A 16,704-nucleotide genomic window follows, 5' to 3' on the forward strand; every position below is an offset into this window, starting at 1 on the left:
TGTGTTCCCCCTGTGCGTACGACCGCCGGGTGGTTCCGGGCACCGATCAAGATACGACGTCCCACGGGCGTGTGGAACCGAGTTCCGTCGACCCGCCCACCCGCACTCTCCGGCGGTGGGGAGTCGGAACGCCCCACCGCCACGGGGTTCAGAGCAGACCGTCGACGACCCTCTGCCGGATGACCGTGTCGAACACCTCGGAGAAGGCGTTGCCCGGGCACTCGGTCTGGAGCCAGTCCCGGTGTCGGGCCACCGCCTCCTGCTCGGTCGCCACGCCGGTGTCCGGGTGCACGTACTCGATCCGCTCCGCCGCGTCCACGCCGGTGAGGGCGCTCAGGACCCGTAGGACGTCCACGAGCGAGTCCTGGGCGGCCCGCGTCGGCAGCTCGTCGGTGAAGTCGCCGAGCAGGCACACGCCGATGTTGCCGTGGTTGAACCCGAACGCGTGGCCGCCCGTCACCGACTCGGCCAGGCCCGGCAGCGGGACCCCTCGGAAGATCGGGAGGCCGCCACCCGAGTGGCGACCCTCGTAGATCCCGCCCTCCGGGTCGATCAGCAGGTGGTAGCCGACGTCGCCCCACTCCTGCTGCACCGCGTGCAGGTGGTAGACGGCGCGCACGTCCGCCGAGTGGTCGTCCGTGGTCGCCATCGCCGTGTGGTGCACGGTCAGCGCCTGAACCCGGTGGAATTGGGCGGCCCACAGGTCGTTGCCGTCCTCGTCGAAGCGCAGCGACTCGTCGGCGCCCCACCCCGCCCGGGTGCGCACCCGCAGGACGGAACCGCCGGTGAGGGTGGTGACCCCCTCGTCCTCGGCGGACAGCGCCACCCGCTCCTGGCCTCCGAGCCGCAGCTCCTCACCGTCGTGCAGGTTCAGGGCGGTCGTGTCGGCGCTGTCCGCGCCGCGCACCTCGTAGCCGGTCGCTCCCTCGGGGGCGCGCGCCATGGCGGAGGCGGAGGGCGACAGGTGCTCGGGTCCGGCCGTGTGGAAGTGCAGGTCCTGCCAGCCGCCCAGCCCCTCGGCGGTCTCGAAGCGCACTGCGGCGTTCTCGGAGACGGAGTCGGGCGCCTGGGTGACGGAGACGAGGTCGAAGCGGCGCTCGGGGCGGACGATGGCGCCGGTGACGTCGGCTGGTTCGCTGAGGATCCTGGGCGCGGTCAGGGAGGCGGAGGAGTCTCCGGTGGTCCGCGCGGAGGCGGCGGAGGAGGCGAGCAGAGCCGGGGCGATCGCGGAGAGTCCGGTCACGGTGGTGGCACCGGCGAGGAAGTGACGCCGTCGCATGGCGAGGTCCGTTCCGATTGGGGGTGAGTACCGGGAGCAGGGGTGTTCGGGTACCGGCAAAGAGTGCCACAGGGCCGTGACGCACGGAATCCGACGCGCTTGCGCCGCGGTCCCCCAGTGGGCCCCGCGCCGGGCCGAAACCACAGACCGTCCCGCCCCCAGCGGTCCCCAGGGCTCGAGGAGAGGGATGGGGAGTGGGTCGGGGTCCGGTCCTGGCCGCAACCCGCTCCCGGGCGAGCCGAAAGCCCTCCCCTGGGCCGATACGTGGATCGGAGAACCAGAAAATGTACGCAGGGTGTTCGAGTGGTCGCACAGTGAGATTGGGTGGTGCGCGTTCCCCTGCGCACGCACCGTTTCCCCTGCTCAGATGGGGTTCTTTGGGTGTTGTCGAGTAGGCCTTACGGGCCCCGTACCGTACTTCGGCGGGGTGACGTAGGGCCGCGAACCGGGCGCGAACCCCCTCCGGTTCCCGTCCGGGACTCCCGTACACAGCCCGGCCCCACGCCTTCTCTGGCACAGTTGATGGTGACTTGAGGACCCCGGCACTTCGGCCGGGGCGAGCCGTTCCGGGTCGGGGGGACCCGTGCGAGCGGCATGACCGCCGCGGACTACGCTGGTCCGAATCCCTAACGGACCAGGTGGAACCGGGCAGCTCACAGACCTCTTCTTCTCTTCTCTTCTTCGGGGAGCGATCATGACCAACGACGACCGCGAGGAATCCCGTCGCGGTGAGCAGGAGGGCGCGTGGCAACGGGGCAGCGGACCCGTGCCCGGCCTCGGCGGCCTCCTGGACGGACTGCCCGAGAGCGGCAAGGGTGCGCAGGCGCGCGACCCCAGACCCCCTGCGCCGCCGTACAACCCCTTCCGGAGTACGTCCCCCGGGGCGGAGCCGCCACCCCCGCCCGGACACCACCCCGCTGCCGAGCCCGCGCCCACGGCCTTCACCACCCGGTCGCAGCAGACCAGGCAGCAGGCCCCTCCGGAACCCCGGGCCCGACACGCGCCCACGGAGATCCAGGAGCCCCCCGTCGCCCCTGAGCGCGATCCCCGGTTCAACGTCATCCCCTTCCGCTCGGGCAGCCGCCACTCCGGTCCCGCGCAACCCGAACACCCTTCCCCCGCCCGAGCCGCCCAGCCCGAACCCGCGACCCCCGAGGCCCCGCGGACAGAGCCCGCGCGGCCCGAGCCCACCACGAACCCCGGCCAAGCGGACGAGAACCGTCCGGCCACCGACCCGAAGCAGAGCGACACCGTGCACGCACACGAAGCAGCGGCACCCCTGGAGGTACCGCAGCACACGGGTCCGCGCCAGCGGACCGAACCGGAGGAACCACAGGGGGCGCCGGCACCGGCTCTGGTCCCCGCCATCCAGGCGGCCCGCGAGGCGCTCAACGCCGAGGCCCAGAGCGCCGAGGCCCAGGGCGCCGCGGGGGCCCGGGAGGTCCCGGGCACACCCGGTGACGACGTCTGGAGCGACGCGGGCCACGCCTTCGACGAGGCCGAGCGCGCCGCCGTCTACCGCGCCATCCGTGACCGCCGGGACGTCCGTGCCGGATTCCTGCCCGAGCCGGTCCCCACCGAAGTCCTCACCCGGGTTCTGGAGGCCGCCCACCAGGCGCCCAGCGTGGGGCACACGCAGCCGTGGGACTTCCTGGTCATCGACGACCCCGAGATCCGGGCCCGGGTGCGCGGCCTCGCCCAGACCCAGCGCGACGCGCAGGGCCACACCCGGCCCGGCACCCGCGCACAGGCGTTCTCCGGGCTGAAGGTCGAGGCGGTGTTGGAGAGCCCGATCAACATCGCGGTCACCGTCGACCCCAGCCGCGGACCGCACAGCCCCGGACGGCACTCCAAACCCGCCTCCTACTCGGCGGCGCTCGCCGTGGAGAACCTGTGGCTGGCGGCCCGGGCGGAGGGGCTCGGCGTCGGCTGGGTCGCCTTCACGGACGAGCGCGACGCGGCCAGCGTCCTCGAACTCCCCTCCCACCTCGAACTCGTCGCGTACCTGTGCGTCGGCTACGTCGAGGACTTCCCCACCGAACCCGAACTCAGCCTCGTCGGCTGGGCCAGGGGACGCCCCCTGTCCTGGGCCGTGCACCGCGACCGCTACGGGCGCCGAGGTCTGCCCGGCCAGGAGCCGACCACCCTGCTGGAGGAGACCATCACCGCCATCGGAGCGCTCAACGCCCGAGCCGTGGAGGAGGCCAAGGACCGACAGGACCGTATGACCAAGCCGCGCGGTTCCCTCGGAGTCCTGGAGGACGTCTCGGTGCGGCTCGCCGGGCTGGCGGGGGAGTGCCCGCCGCCGGTGCCCGAGCCCGCCGCCGTGGCGGTCTTCGCCGGTGACCACGGGGTCTACGCCCAGGGTGTGACCGCGTGGCCGCAGGAGGTCACCGCGCAGATGGTGCGCAACTTCCTGGACGGCGGAGCCGTGGTCAACGCCTTCGCCGAGCAGGTGGGCGCCGAGGTGACCGTCGTGGACGTCGGTGTGGTCGGGGACCTGCCGAGCGGCACCGGCCTGCTGCCGCGCAAGGTCGCTCGGGGGACCGCCGACCTCACCCAGGGCCCGGCGATGACCCGGGACCAGGCGCTCCAGGCACTGGAGGCCGGCATCGAGATCGCCCGGGACCTGGTGTCGGCGGGCAACCGCTGCCTGGTCACCGGCGACATGGGGATCGGGAACACGACCCCGGCCGCCGCTCTGGTCTGCGCGTTCACCGGAGCGGACCCCGCCACGGCGACCGGTCGGGGGACCGGCGCGGACGACGCCACCTACGAGCGCAAGGTGGAGGCCGTGCGCCAGGCGCTGAAGGCCAACCCCGTGGACGAGGCGGACCCGATCGGGACCCTCGCCGCTCTCGGCGGTCTGGAGCACGCCGCACTGGCCGGCTTCATCCTGGGCGGGGCCGCGCTGCGGGTGCCGGTGCTCCTGGACGGCGTGATCGCCGGTTCGGCCGCGCTCGCCGCCGCCGCGATCTCGCCGGACTCCCTGAGCGCCTGCTTCGCCGGGCACCGCTCCACCGAACCCGGCCACGCGATCGCCTTGGAGCACCTCGGCCTCACGCCGCTGGTCGACCTGGAGATGCGCCTGGGTGAGGGCTCCGGTGCGCTGCTCGCGCTGCCGCTGCTCCAGGGTTCGGTGCGCGCGCTGCGCAACGTCGCCACCTTCGACACCGCTGGTGTGACCACCGGCCAGTGAACGCTGACCGGGCACGGGCGGGCAGTGGGAGCTGATCCGCACGGGTCCGGGGAGACGACGGGACCCCGCCACCGAGGAGGTGGTCGGGGTCCCTTGCCGTCGGGGTCATCCGACCCGTTACGCCTGGCTGTGCCAGTGCCAGTGCCAGTGCCCTCGGCCGTGGGGCGGTCGGCGTGGATGATGCCCTCGCAGGGCCATGCGAGGGCATCACGCGTGCCCGGGGCCCGTGCACCTCGCGGTCCCGCAGACCGCCGCGAAGGGGCCCTCACGAGGCCGGTCGATCCCCGGAATCCGGGCCCTCCCGAGAGACCGCGCCCGCCACACACCCCGGGCCGCGGGCTGGGGCGCCAGATGCGGCGCGCGTCACGCAGGTCCGCACCCGCCCCTTTACCTCCACGTGATGCCGCGTTGACAAGCTACTTTGGAGCCAACACCGAACATCGCTGGCGGCGCGCCGGGCCCGTCCGCGCGCGCACCCCGCCGACGGCGCCGGGGGCCGGTGCGGACGACCGAAGGGGTGCGATCCGTGACCTATCTCCTGGGCCTGCGCATGCGGGACCGCGACGTCCTCGTCGTCGGAGGCGGGAGGGTGGCCCAACGTCGGGTCCCCGTCCTGCTGGAGGCCGGTGCCCGTGTCACCCTCGTCGCCCCCGAGGTGTCCGCGGCGCTGGAGGACCTCGCCGACGCCGGGCGCCTCACCTGGATCCGCCGTCCCTGGGAGCCGGGGGACGTCAGCGGCCCCGACGCCCCGGCGTTCTGGCTCGTGCACGCGGCCACGGACTCCCCGGACGCCAACGCGGCGATCGCCGAGGAGGCCGAGGCGTCCCGGATCTGGTGCGTGCGCGCGGACGACCGCCACTCCTCCTCGGCCTGGACCCCGGCCAGCGGCTCCGCCAACGGCGTGACCGTGGGGGTCGTCGCCTCGGGCGACCCCCGCCGCTCCGCCGGGCTGCGTGACGCCGTCGTCGACGGCCTCGCCGACGGCACCCTGGACGCCCGGCGCGGCCGCGAGCGTCTGCGTGGCGTCGCCCTCGTCGGCGGGGGCCCCGGCGACCCCGGGCTCATCACGGTGCGCGGCCAGCAGTTGCTCTCCCAGGCCGACGTCGTGGTGGTGGACCGCCTCGCCCCGACCCCCCTCCTGGACCGCCTCCCCTCGGAGGTCGAGATCGTCGACGCCTCCAAGATCCCCTACGGGCGTTCGATGACACAGGACGACATCAATTCCGTTCTCGTCGAACGGGCCCGCGAAGGCAGGTTCGTGGTCCGGCTCAAGGGCGGCGACCCCTTCCTCTTCGGGCGGGGCGGTGAGGAGGCCGCCGCCTGCGCCGCCGCCGGTGTCCCCGTGATCGCCGTCCCCGGTGTGACCAGCGCCCTCGCCGGACCGGCGAGCGCCGGCATCCCCGCCACCCACCGGGGCGTGGCCCAGGACGTGCACATCGTCTCCGCGCACGTCGCCCCCGACGACGCCCGCTCCACGGTGGACTGGGCCGGGCTGGCCAGGGCGGACGGGACGCTGGTCGTCCTCATGGGCGTTCAGCGCATCGAGGCCATCGCCGACGCCCTCGTCGAGCACGGACGCTCCCCGGACACACCCGTCGCCGTGGTCCAGGAGGCCACGCTGCCGGGTCAGCGAACGGTGACGGGTACGCTGGCGGACATCGCCGCCTCGGTCCGATCGGCCCAAGTGCGGCCCCCCGCCGTGGTGATCATCGGAGAAGTGGTCAAAACTGCGCGGGATCTTGACATACTGCACACGGGAGTCCAGTTCGAGACCGATCGACTGGCAACCGGGCGCGATCTCCAGTGAGACCCCCACGGCGGTGAGCGAGAGCCGCGTCGACGGGGGATTCCCAGTACCGATGAGGAGGGCATACCGATCATGACCCGGCCGTCGGCCGCACCGAACGCCTCGGGCGAGGGTGCCTCGGACCGGTTCGGAACCGGACCGGACGCCGCCTCCGCCCAGCCCGCCGCCCCGGGCCCCGCATCCGCCCCGCTGGCCGGAGTCCCCGACAGCGAACGCCGGGGGCCCACTGTCCCCGTGCCCGTGCGGCCCGCCAAGCACCGCGCCCCCACCAACGAGGACGACCGCTTCGAACAGGTCCTGGAGTCCCTGCGCAAGCAGATCCGGGACCTGGAGTTCGCCGAGGGACTGGCCGGAGCCGAAGACGGACGGGCCCTCCAGGCCGACGTCCTGGCCCAGCTCTCCGACTACGTGCTGCCCCGCGTGCGCCGCCCCGACATCCCCCTGCTCATCGCTGTCGCCGGTTCCACCGGCGCGGGGAAGTCGACCCTGGTCAACAGCCTGGTCGGAGAGCAGGTCACCACCACTGGCGTACGCAGGCCCACGACCAACAGCCCGGTGCTGGCCTGCAACCCGGCCGACGTCGACTGGTTCAGCGAGGCGTCCTTCATCCCGTCCCTGCCCCGTGTGCGTCAGCAGGGTCTGGCCATGCCCGGCAAGGACGGCATGCTGGTACTCGCCGCCACCGAGGCCATGCCCCCGGGTGTGGCCCTGCTCGACACACCCGACGTCGACTCCGCCGTCGCCGCCCACCACGAGTTCGCCGCCAAGTTCCTGGACGCCGCCGACCTGTGGGTGTTCGTCACCACGTCCGGCCGGTACGCGGACGCGCGCGTGTGGGAGTTCCTCCAGGTGGCCCGGGACCGCGACACCTCGTTGGCCGTCGTGCTCTCCCGGGTGCCCCGCAAGGGACGCCGCCAGCTCCTGGACCACTTCGGCGCCATGCTGGAGGCCAACGGTCTGGGCGCCGCCGCCCGCTTCGCCATCCCCGAGACCGACCAGATCGAGGGTGAGCGCTTCACCTCCAACGTCGCCGACCACATCCGCGAGTACCTGGCGGACGTGGCCGGTGAGGCGGACCAGCGCGACCGGGTGTCCCGGCGCACCTTCATCGGGGTCATCGACAGCTTCCGCTCCCGTGTCCCCGAGCTCGCCCGCCGCGTCGAAGCGCAGATCGAGACCGGGCGTTCGCTGGGCGCCTCCGTCGACGACACCTACGCCGGCGCGATCGACCGGATCGACACCGCCCTGGGAGACGGCTCCCTGCTGCGCGGCTCCCTCCTCGCCCGGTGGCAGGAGGTCGCGGCCAGCGGAGAGCTCGCCAGGAGCCTGCGCCTGCGCGGTAAGAAGTCCCGCAAGGGCCGTGATCAGGCCGAGCGCGGTCAGCGCGTCGGCGCTCTGGAACGCGCCGTCCGCGACTCCTTGGAGGCCCTGGTGGTCTCCGCCAACGACCGCGCCTGGGACCGGATCGAGGAGCAGTGGCGGGACGTCCCCGGCGGCGGTGAGCTGGCTGATCACGCCCTCGACCAGCCCGGCCGGGGAATGCTCGCCAAACAGGTCCGCCAGGAGATCGCCGAGTGGCAGCGCGGGATCGCGGAGATGACCGCGGCCAACGGCGCCACCAAGCGGTCGGTGGCCCGCTTCGTCACCTTCGACCACGACGTCGTCGCTCTGGTCCTGATCATCGACCTGCTCGGCTACGAACGATCCCACTCCGGAGGTGGCGCCCACGTGGCCGACACCTCCGGCCCGTCCCCACAGCGCCTGCTCAAGGGGCTGTTCGGCGCCCAGTCGTTGCGCAGCATCGGCCGGTCCGCGCGGGAGGACCTGCGCCAGCGGGTCCTCGGGCTGCTCTCCCACGAGCGCGTGCCCTTCGACCACGCCCTGTCCAAGGCGGGTATCCCGTCCGACGACACCGCCGTCCAGCTCTATCAGGCCACGTACAACCTTGAGATCGCACGATGACAACTCAGTGGAACCCCGCGCACGCGGGTGACACCGGTCCGGACCGGAACCGAGCCGAGGGCGGGGAGCGCGAGTCCGCGCCCGCCGGGCGGGGTTCGGACGAGCGCGGCGCCGCCGCACGGGGTTCCGCCGCGAGCCCCTGGAACGACGGCCCCGCGCCGGCGTCGCCGGACCCGGACCGGTCCGTGCGAGCCGAGGAGTCCGCTCCCTACCAGAGCGGCCCGTGGCGCGGCTACACGATGCCGGTGCCCGAGCACCCCGAGCACGCCGAGGAGCGTGAACGGGCGGCAGAGGAGAACTCCGTCTACGACCCGCCCGCCTACGACGGGATCACCGGCTATCCGGACCCGTCCGGAGCCGGGGCGGCTCAGGGCGCGTCCCAGAGGGCGGTGCCCGCCGAGGGCGGGGACGAGAGCGGGGCGGGGGCCGACGACGGCGCCGGGCACACCGACTCGCGCCCCGAGTCCGCCGAGTCGGCAGGGGCCCGCCAGCGCAGGTTCGGACGCCACGCCCGCTCCTCCGCCCAGGTGGCCGAGGAGACGGAGGCGAACGGGACCGCGCAGCGACGTCGTCAGGGCGACGCGGACCACGACGACGACCCGGACGGCCTCGCGGGCTGGGTCGGCAGCCTCACTGAGGCGGCCGACGACACCCGCATCGCCGGGCGCCACACGGGGAGCTTCCCGGTGGTCACTCCGGAGACCGAGCGCCCCGAGGACCAGGGGGAGCGGAGCCGCGGCGAGGGCGGGCGCGACGACAGCACGCGCGGCGGGCGCGATCGGGCCGAGGGTGGTCAGGGCGAGCGCGGGCGCAACAGACGCGACCGGGTCGACAGCGATCGCGACGGTCACGACCAGGACGAACGTGAGCGGGACGAGCCGGACCAGCCTGACGCGCAGGAGGGGGCGCGAGAGCGCCACACCTCCCGTCCGGCACCCGGTGTGGCCCGGCCCGCCACCGCCACCTGGGTCCCCGGACCCGAGGAGGACGAGGGCGTCACCGACGGTGCCGAGGAGCGAGGGGAACCGGACGGGGCAGCCACGCCTGGCACAGCCGACGCGGGTTTCGACCTCCTGGATGACGAGGGCGCCGCCCGCGCGGCCGCCGCCTCGGAGGCCCCGGCGAAGCCCACCGGCGATGAGTCCGCCGACGTTCCGGAGGGGGAGGAGGCGGCCGACGACGGCCCCGAGCCCCTGCCCCGTCGGGTTCCCGGACCCTCAGCGGTCTCCGGTGCCTTCCGGGCGATCGGTGCAGACACCGTCGTGCCCGAACCCGTGTCCGGTTCCGCGTCCCGCACCGAGGGCACCGCCCCGGAGGAGGACGACGAGGAGTACCGTCCCACGAGCGGTGACCACTGGCAGCCCACCAGTACCACCAGCCGCGCCGAGCTCATCGAGCGCCTGGACGCGTTGAGCACCCTGACCGAACTCGGCCAGGGCGACCTCCCCGAGAAGGTCCTCGGCCAGGCCGGTCAGCTACTGGACCACGCCGGGGCCCGCCTGCGCCTGTCCGGGGACCACACCGTCGTGGCCCTGGCCGGTGGCACCGGAAGCGGCAAGTCCTCGCTGTTCAACGCCCTGTGCGGACTCGAACTCTCCCAGACCGGCGTCACCCGCCCCACCACCTCCAAGGCGCACGCCTGCGTGTGGGGCCACGAGGGCGCGGACGCGCTCCTGAGCTGGCTGGGCGTGCCCACGCGCTACCGCCACTCGCGCACCGGGGTCCTGGACACCAACAACTCCGAGCTCACCGGCCTGGTCCTGCTCGACCTGCCCGACCACGACTCGGTCCGCAGCATGCACACCGCCGAGGCGGACCGGCTCATCGGCTCGGTGGACCTGCTCGTGTGGGTGCTCGACCCGCAGAAGTACGCCGACGCCGCCGTCCACCACCGTTACCTGGCCAAGATGGCCGGGCACGGGGCGGTCACCGTCGCCGTCCTCAACCAGGTGGACCGGGTCGCCCCGGACGAGCTGGAGGAGCTCCTCACCGACCTGCGCCGTCTCCTGGAGACGGAGTCCGGGGTGCACCCGAGAGTGATCACCACCTCCACCGTCACCGGGCAGGGCATCCGCGAGGTACGGGAGTTCCTGGGCGAGACGGTCGTCGAGCGCCGGGCCCTGGTCGACCGCCTGGTCGCGGACCTGGACCAGGTGATCGTTCCCTTCGAGGAGTTCTACGGCGAGGGCGAGGTCCCCGCGACGGTCTCCGCCGAGGTGCGGTCCCAGGTGCACGAAGGGCTGGCCAAGGCGGCCGGGGTCACGGCTGTCGCGGACGTCGTGGAGACCAATGACGTGCGTCGGGGCAAGCGCAGGGTCGGCTGGCCGGTGGCCCGCCGCGCCGCCAAGCTCCGCAAGGACCCGCTCGCCGCGGTCCAGCTGGACTTCCTTCGCCGGGACGAGCCGGGCGTGGGCGGGTCGGTGGACGCGCACGAGGCCGAACTCGAGACGGCGCTGGGCGAGGCTGCCGACCAGGTGTCCAAGGGGATGCCCGGGCCCTGGCGCCGCCGGATGCGCGCGGCAGCCCGCAGCGGGGTGTCCGAGCTGCCGACCGAACTCGGTGAGGCGGTCGCCGGTGCGGTCGGTGACCCCGATCGCAGTCCGTCATGGTGGCGGATGGCCCGGACATTGCAGTACGTGCTGCTCGCGGTGGCCGGGGCGGGGTTCGCCTGGGCCGTGGTGTCCCTGCTGAGCTGGCTCGGCGGCGGCATCACCGGGCTGCGGATGTTCGACGCACCCGTCTTCGTCGCCTACGCGGGCGCCGTGCTCGTGGCCGGTCTGTTGGTGGGCTGGCTGACCGGGGTGGGTTGCGGGAACCTCGTGGAGGTGGCCGCCGTCCAGCGCCGCGAGGAGGTGGAGCGCACGGCCCAGACACGGGTCCGGGAGATCGCCGGACGTCGGGTCGTGGCGCCGATGGAGGAGGAGCTCGCCCGCTACCGGGCCTTCCGGGCCGCCTACGAGGTGGCGCGGATCCAGGACTGAGCACCGGCCCCGTGGGACCGACCGGCCCCTGAGGGGCACGGATCGCGGCGGCTGGAGAAGAGGAGGGCCGGTCGGGGGCGAACCCCGAGCGGCCCACTGAGAACGGGGACGGGCGGTATGGACCGCTCGTCCCCGTCGTGTGTCATGGAGGGGGACTTACAGCCAGTGAACGACCTTCTTGGCCATGTGATGCTCCTTCGATTCGAGTGAGTTGCTGGATCATCGGGCGGTCGGCACGGCGGACAGACAGCGACAGAGACGGACCGGCCAGCTTCTGGCCGAAACCGGCGATGCCCTCTGGCAGGATGCCCTAAATCGTGACGCTAACCAACCCCCCTGGAACACAGGGTGACCACTAAGGTAGCCTCAACCTGCGGGTCACATACAATCGGCGATTAAGTTATTACCCAAAGTAATGTAAAGTGGTAGGGGTGTACTCCCCAGTCACCTACCAGGGAGGACGTGGGACCCACCTGGTCACCGAGTGGCACCGTGAGGGAACGCGGGGCGAGTCCGGTTCGTCGAAGGGAGAACCGTGAGAGGCGGTGGGCGCATCAGAGTCGGGTGCGGGGGGCCGGAGACAGAAGGTGACACGGGGAGGGAGGAGGGAGCGGTGAGCATCTCGGAGAAACCGATGGCAACCGAGGGCGCCCCCCTTGAGGAGCGCCGGTCCTGGCCGATCTTCCAGCAGCCCCTGGGGCTGGTCGTCTACCTGATCCTGCTGGTCTTCGTCGCGTTGTTCCTGTTCGGGGTGGCGGCCGCGCAGACGGTTCCCACCGTTTCCGACCTCTCGCTGCTGCTCGCCCTGGTGATCTCCGCGGTGGTGTGCGTCGAGGCGATCCGCCGCATCGACCTGCCCGCCGGAATCACCCGCGACCTCCTGGGGGCCTGGTGGTTCCCCGCGATGCTCCTCCTGCCCCCGGTGTACTCGCTCCTCATCCCCGTCCCCGTCTACCTGCTGCTCCAGCGCCGCAGCAGGCGCACCCTGCCGCACCGGCGCGTTTTCAACGCCGCCGCCATCGGCGTCTCCGGCTTCCTCGCCTCGGTGGTCTGGCACGGCGCCCAGGGCGGCCTGCTCGCCGGGATCAGCGGCTCCTCGAACGCGCACGAGTCCCTGCTCTCCCTCAGCGGCGTGATCCTGGCCCTGGCCTGCTGCGCCGGGTTCACCGTCATGAACACGTTCCTGGTCTTCCTGGGCACCAGGCTCAGCGGTGGATCGGGCAGCGTGCGGACCATGTGGGACCGGGAGGCCCTCCTGGTGGACTCCGCCGAGTTATGTGTCGGCGTGACCGTCGCGATCCTCGCCCAGTTGTCGATGTTCCTCCTCGTCATCGCGGTTCCGCCGGTCCTCCTGCTCCAGCGCAGCCTCGTCTACCAGCAGCTCCAGACCGCGGCGCGGACCGACCCCAAGACCGGTCTGCTCAACGCCCCCACCTGGGAGCAGGAGGCGGCCACCGAGATCAACCGGGCCCGCACCACGCGCGGCCGGGCGGCCGTGCTCATCGTGGACATCGACCACTTCAAGCGGGTGAACGACAGTTACGGTCACCTTTTCGGCGACCAGGTCCTGCTGGGCGTCGCGACGACCATCGCCCAACAGCTGCGCCAGTCGGACCTGCTGGGCCGGTTCGGCGGCGAGGAGTTCGTCGTGCTGCTGCCCGGGGCCGACGCCACCGAGGCCTGGCAGGCGGCCGAGCGGCTGCGCTCCCAGGTGGGGCGCATGGAGATCGCGGTGGAGGACGTCCAGGTCTCCATCACCATCTCCATCGGGGTGGCCGTCGCCGGTGACCACGGCAACGACCTCGTCGAACTGCTCACCGCGGCCGACCTCGCGCTCTACCGGGCGAAGGAGACCGGCCGCGACCGCGTGTGCCTGCCCGCCGGGCGCCCCGAGGTGACGGGGCAGATCCCCGGCCCCCGGGAGGGGCAGATCACCGATCCGGCCAACAGCCAGGGCGAGCCTTCCTGACCCGCTGACCAGCGGCAGGGAAGGCACCCGGGGAGTTGTCCACAGATCAGAGCCGACCGGTTGCGCCGTCACCCCCGGTGACCGAACGTTGAACCATGCCCGGTGAACAGCACGACCCCTCCTCCGGATCCGACGACCCCGCCCCCACCTCATCTCCCACCCCCGATCCCACTCCCGCACCCCTGCGCCTGCGTACCCCGACGGACCTGCTCGCCGCCCTGCCCTACCTGGTGGACCGACCGCTGGACGACGCGGTGGTCGCGCTGGTTCTCAGGCAGGACAGCGTCCTCGGGGTCCTGTACGGCGGACTCGACCACCTGGACCACGTCCTCACCCCGGACCGCAGCGGTCGGGCGGCGGTGGACGCCGCCCTCGCAGAGGACGGCAGCGCCCTGCTGGTGGCCGGTTTCGGTCACTCGGCGCGGGTCACGCCCCACGTGCGCGCGCTCCTGAGTGAGGCCCGAGCCCGGGGACTCCCCGTCCTGGAGGCCCTCCGGGTGACCGGCGACCGCTTCTGGTCCTACCTGTGCCACGACCCCGGCTGCTGCCCCGCCGAGGGGAGGCGCTTCGACGCGGACGCGTCCCCGGTCCCGGCCGGGGCGGTGGTGCGGGGGCTGGTGCCGCTCGGCCGGACCCCCTCCACGCGGACCGGGTTCCTGCTGGAGCCCGCGCACGGTCCGGCGAGGGCAGAGGCGGCAGAGGCGGCCGCCGCAGAGGAGGCCGCGCCCCACGAGGAGGCCGGTCACGTGGAACGCCGCACCGCCGAGGTGCTGGAGGCCCTGGCGGAGGAGGCGCTGCGGCGGGTCACCGACCCTGCGGTCCTCGCCCGGCTGGGCGTCCACCTGACCCGCGTCCGGGTGCGGGACGCGGTGTGGACCCGCATCACACCGGAGTCCGCGCGCGTCCACGTCCGGCTCTGGTCCCGCCTGGTCCGCCACCTGCCGGACCACCTCCTCCCGGCACCGGCCGCCCTGCTGGCCGTGGCCGCCTGGCAGCACGACGACCTCGACCTGGCTCGCGCCGCGGTCGACGTGGCCCTGGAAACGGAGCCGGGGTACGCGATGGCGGTGCTCATGGCCCGCGCCCTGAAGGTGGGCCTGCCCGCGGATCGCTGGCGCGGTTTCCTGGCCGCCCGCGTCACGGACGGGGACGGCGGGGAACCGGACCCCGAGAGAGCGCATGTGCGGCTACGGAGGCGACCGGGGTGGCTCCGTTCGGCTCAGCCACCCACTCCTGCACCATGCGTGATCACGTTTCACCGGGGTGGTCGCCGGGACGCCGCCGCGCGACCCCTGGGCCGGAATGTGCCTCTTCCGTGGTGTTGCGCGCCGAGGTCGGCTCCGCCTCCGGACCGAGGGTGTCGGGGTGGACGACACGACCAGCGATGCCATGCCCTACGGATCAGTAACCGGCCCCGGTGCCAGACTGCGGCGACCGGATTCGCCACCGGCTGACTCTGCCTCGGCGTCCCGGGCCTCCTGCTCGTGCTCGCCGGAGCGCTGAACATCCGCATGACCTTCCGGCGCGGGGTGGGACCGCGGCAATGACGGCTTCCGGCGAAGCGCGCCCGATGACGAGCGCCCCGGCATCCGAGAGCCTTCCGGCCGGTCCGACTCCGCCCTCCGCACCCTGCGCACCGTCCGGTCCGGTGATCCTGTGCGGAGTGATCGCCCTGAGCGGCGCGGCTCCGGGGGCGAAGGAACGAGGGGTGGCCCCAGCTGCCGCGCCGACCCGGGGAACGGCCCTGCCGGCGGCCTCCGCGCGGTACGTTCCTTCGCTCCCTGATCCCCCGCGATGGCGGGGGCACCGGCCGGGACGCCCTAGGCTTGGAGGCATGCCGGAGTACATCTACACCATGCAAAACGTGCGCAAGGCGCACGGCGACAAGGTCGTCCTTGACAACGTTTCGGGGTCGTTCCTGCCCGGAGCCAAGATCGGTGTCGTTGGCCCGAACGGTTCGGGTAAGTCAACGCTGTTGAAGATCATGGCCGGCATCGAGCAGCCGTCCAACGGTGAGGCGCGGCTCATGCCCGGGTTCACCGTGGGTCTGCTCGCCCAGGAACCGCGCCTCGACGAGAGCAAGACGGTCCTGGAGAACGTCGAGGACGGCGTCGCCGAGACCAAGGCGATGCTGAACCGCTTCAACGAGATCGCCGAGCAGATGGCGACGGACTACTCCGACGACCTGCTCGAGGAGATGGGCAAGCTCCAGGAGCAGCTCGACCACCGCAACGCCTGGGACCTGGACAGCCAGCTCGCGCAGGCCATGGACGCCTTGCGCTGCCCGCCCGGTGACGCCTCCGTCACCCAACTGTCCGGTGGCGAGAAGCGCCGCGTGGCGCTCTGCAAGCTGCTGCTCGAGGCCCCCGACCTCCTGCTGCTGGACGAGCCCACCAACCACCTGGACGCCGAGAGCGTGAACTGGTTGGAGCAGCACCTGTCCAAGTACGCGGGCACCGTCATCGCGATCACACACGACAGGTACTTCCTCGACCACGTCGCCACGTGGATCCTGGAGCTGGACCGCGGGAAGTTGTTCCCCTACGAGGGCAACTACAGCACCTACCTCGAGACCAAGCAGGCCCGTCTCAAGGTCGAGGGGCAAAAGGACGTCAAGAAGGCCAAGCGCCTCAAGGACGAGCTGGAGTGGGTCCGCTCCAACGCCAAGGCCCGCCAGACCAAGAGCAAGTCCCGTCTGGCACGCTACGAGGAGATGGCCGCCGAGGCCGACAAGACCCGCAAGCTGGACTTCGAGGAGATCCAGATCCCGCCGGGTCCGCGTCTGGGCAACACCGTGGTCGAGGTCAAGAACCTCACCAAGGGCTTCGAGGACCGGGTGCTCATCGAGGACCTCAGCTTCTCGCTCCCGCCCAACGGCATCGTGGGCATCATCGGTCCGAACGGTGTCGGCAAGACGACGCTGTTCAAGATGATCGTCGGCGAGGAGGCCCCCGACGAGGGCAAGATCACCGTCGGTGACACGGTCGAGACCTCCTACGTCGACCAGTACCGGGGTCGGATCGACGACTCCAAGAACGTCTGGGAGACCATCTCCGACGGCGAGTCCTTCATCACCGTGGGCAAGGTCGAGATCCCCAGCCGCGCCTACGTCGCCGCCTTCGGTTTCAAGGGCTCGGACCAGCAGAAGTCCTCCGGTGTGCTCTCCGGTGGTGAGCGCAACCGGGTCAACCTGGCGCTCACTCTCAAGCAGGGCGGCAACCTGCTGCTCCTGGACGAGCCCACCAACGACCTGGACGTCGAGACCCTCGGTTCGCTGGAGAACGCCATCCTGGACTTCCCGGGCTGCGCCGTGATCACCTCCCACGACAGGTGGTTCCTGGACCGCGTCGCCACGCACATCCTGGCCTGGGAGGGCGGCTCCTCCTGGTACTGGTTCGAGGGCAACTTCGAGTCCTACGAGAAGAACAAGGTCGAGCGCCTCGGCCCGGAGGCCGCGCGCCCCCACGCGGTCACCCACCGCAAGCTCACCCGCGACTAGTCACGGGT

The 16,704-nt window shown here is 72.4% G+C and carries 8 protein-coding genes; 7 read left to right on the plus strand and 1 reads right to left on the minus strand.

Annotated elements, in window-relative coordinates; genetic code table 11:
• Window positions 1-148: 148 nt before the first annotated feature.
• Window positions 149-1,279: a peptidoglycan recognition protein family protein gene (locus D452_RS0115990; protein WP_017545160.1), complete on the minus strand. Its 1,131-nt coding sequence runs from the start codon at window positions 1,277-1,279 to the stop codon at window positions 149-151.
• Between the two features lie 694 nt (window positions 1,280-1,973).
• Between D452_RS0115990 and cobT the strand changes: the two genes are divergently transcribed.
• From cobT to ettA, 7 genes are all read left to right on the plus strand, one after another.
• Window positions 1,974-4,478: a nicotinate-nucleotide--dimethylbenzimidazole phosphoribosyltransferase gene (gene cobT / locus D452_RS0115995; protein ID WP_026129366.1), complete on the plus strand. Its 2,505-nt coding sequence runs from the start codon at window positions 1,974-1,976 to the stop codon at window positions 4,476-4,478.
• A gap of 526 nt (window positions 4,479-5,004) precedes the next feature.
• Window positions 5,005-6,285: a uroporphyrinogen-III C-methyltransferase gene (gene cobA, locus D452_RS0116000; protein WP_017545161.1), complete on the plus strand. Its 1,281-nt coding sequence runs from the start codon at window positions 5,005-5,007 to the stop codon at window positions 6,283-6,285.
• Window positions 6,286-6,357: 72 nt separating this feature from the next.
• On the plus strand, window positions 6,358-8,247 hold the full coding sequence (locus tag D452_RS0116005; protein ID WP_017545162.1) for a dynamin family protein: 1,890 nt from the start codon (window positions 6,358-6,360) through the stop codon (window positions 8,245-8,247).
• Window positions 8,244-11,228, plus strand: a complete 2,985-nt coding sequence (locus D452_RS0116010) for a GTPase (protein ID WP_017545163.1) — start codon at window positions 8,244-8,246, stop codon at window positions 11,226-11,228. Before D452_RS0116005 ends, D452_RS0116010 begins: the two co-directional genes overlap by 4 nt.
• A 613-nt stretch (window positions 11,229-11,841) precedes the next feature.
• The gene (locus D452_RS0116015) at window positions 11,842-13,197 is read left to right on the plus strand and encodes a GGDEF domain-containing protein (RefSeq protein ID WP_017545164.1); all 1,356 of its coding nucleotides are present in this window, start codon (window positions 11,842-11,844) and stop codon (window positions 13,195-13,197) included.
• Between the two features lie 95 nt (window positions 13,198-13,292).
• Window positions 13,293-14,651 (plus strand): DUF4192 domain-containing protein, encoded by a 1,359-nt coding sequence (locus D452_RS28410; RefSeq protein ID WP_017545165.1) that lies wholly within the window; start codon window positions 13,293-13,295, stop codon window positions 14,649-14,651.
• A gap of 380 nt (window positions 14,652-15,031) precedes the next feature.
• Window positions 15,032-16,696, plus strand: coding sequence for an energy-dependent translational throttle protein EttA (ettA, locus tag D452_RS0116025; RefSeq protein ID WP_017545166.1), 1,665 nt, complete (start codon window positions 15,032-15,034; stop codon window positions 16,694-16,696).
• Window positions 16,697-16,704: the final 8 nt, after the last annotated feature.

The organism is Nocardiopsis prasina DSM 43845, assembly GCF_000341265.1.
GTDB lineage: Bacteria > Actinomycetota > Actinomycetes > Streptosporangiales > Streptosporangiaceae > Nocardiopsis > Nocardiopsis prasina.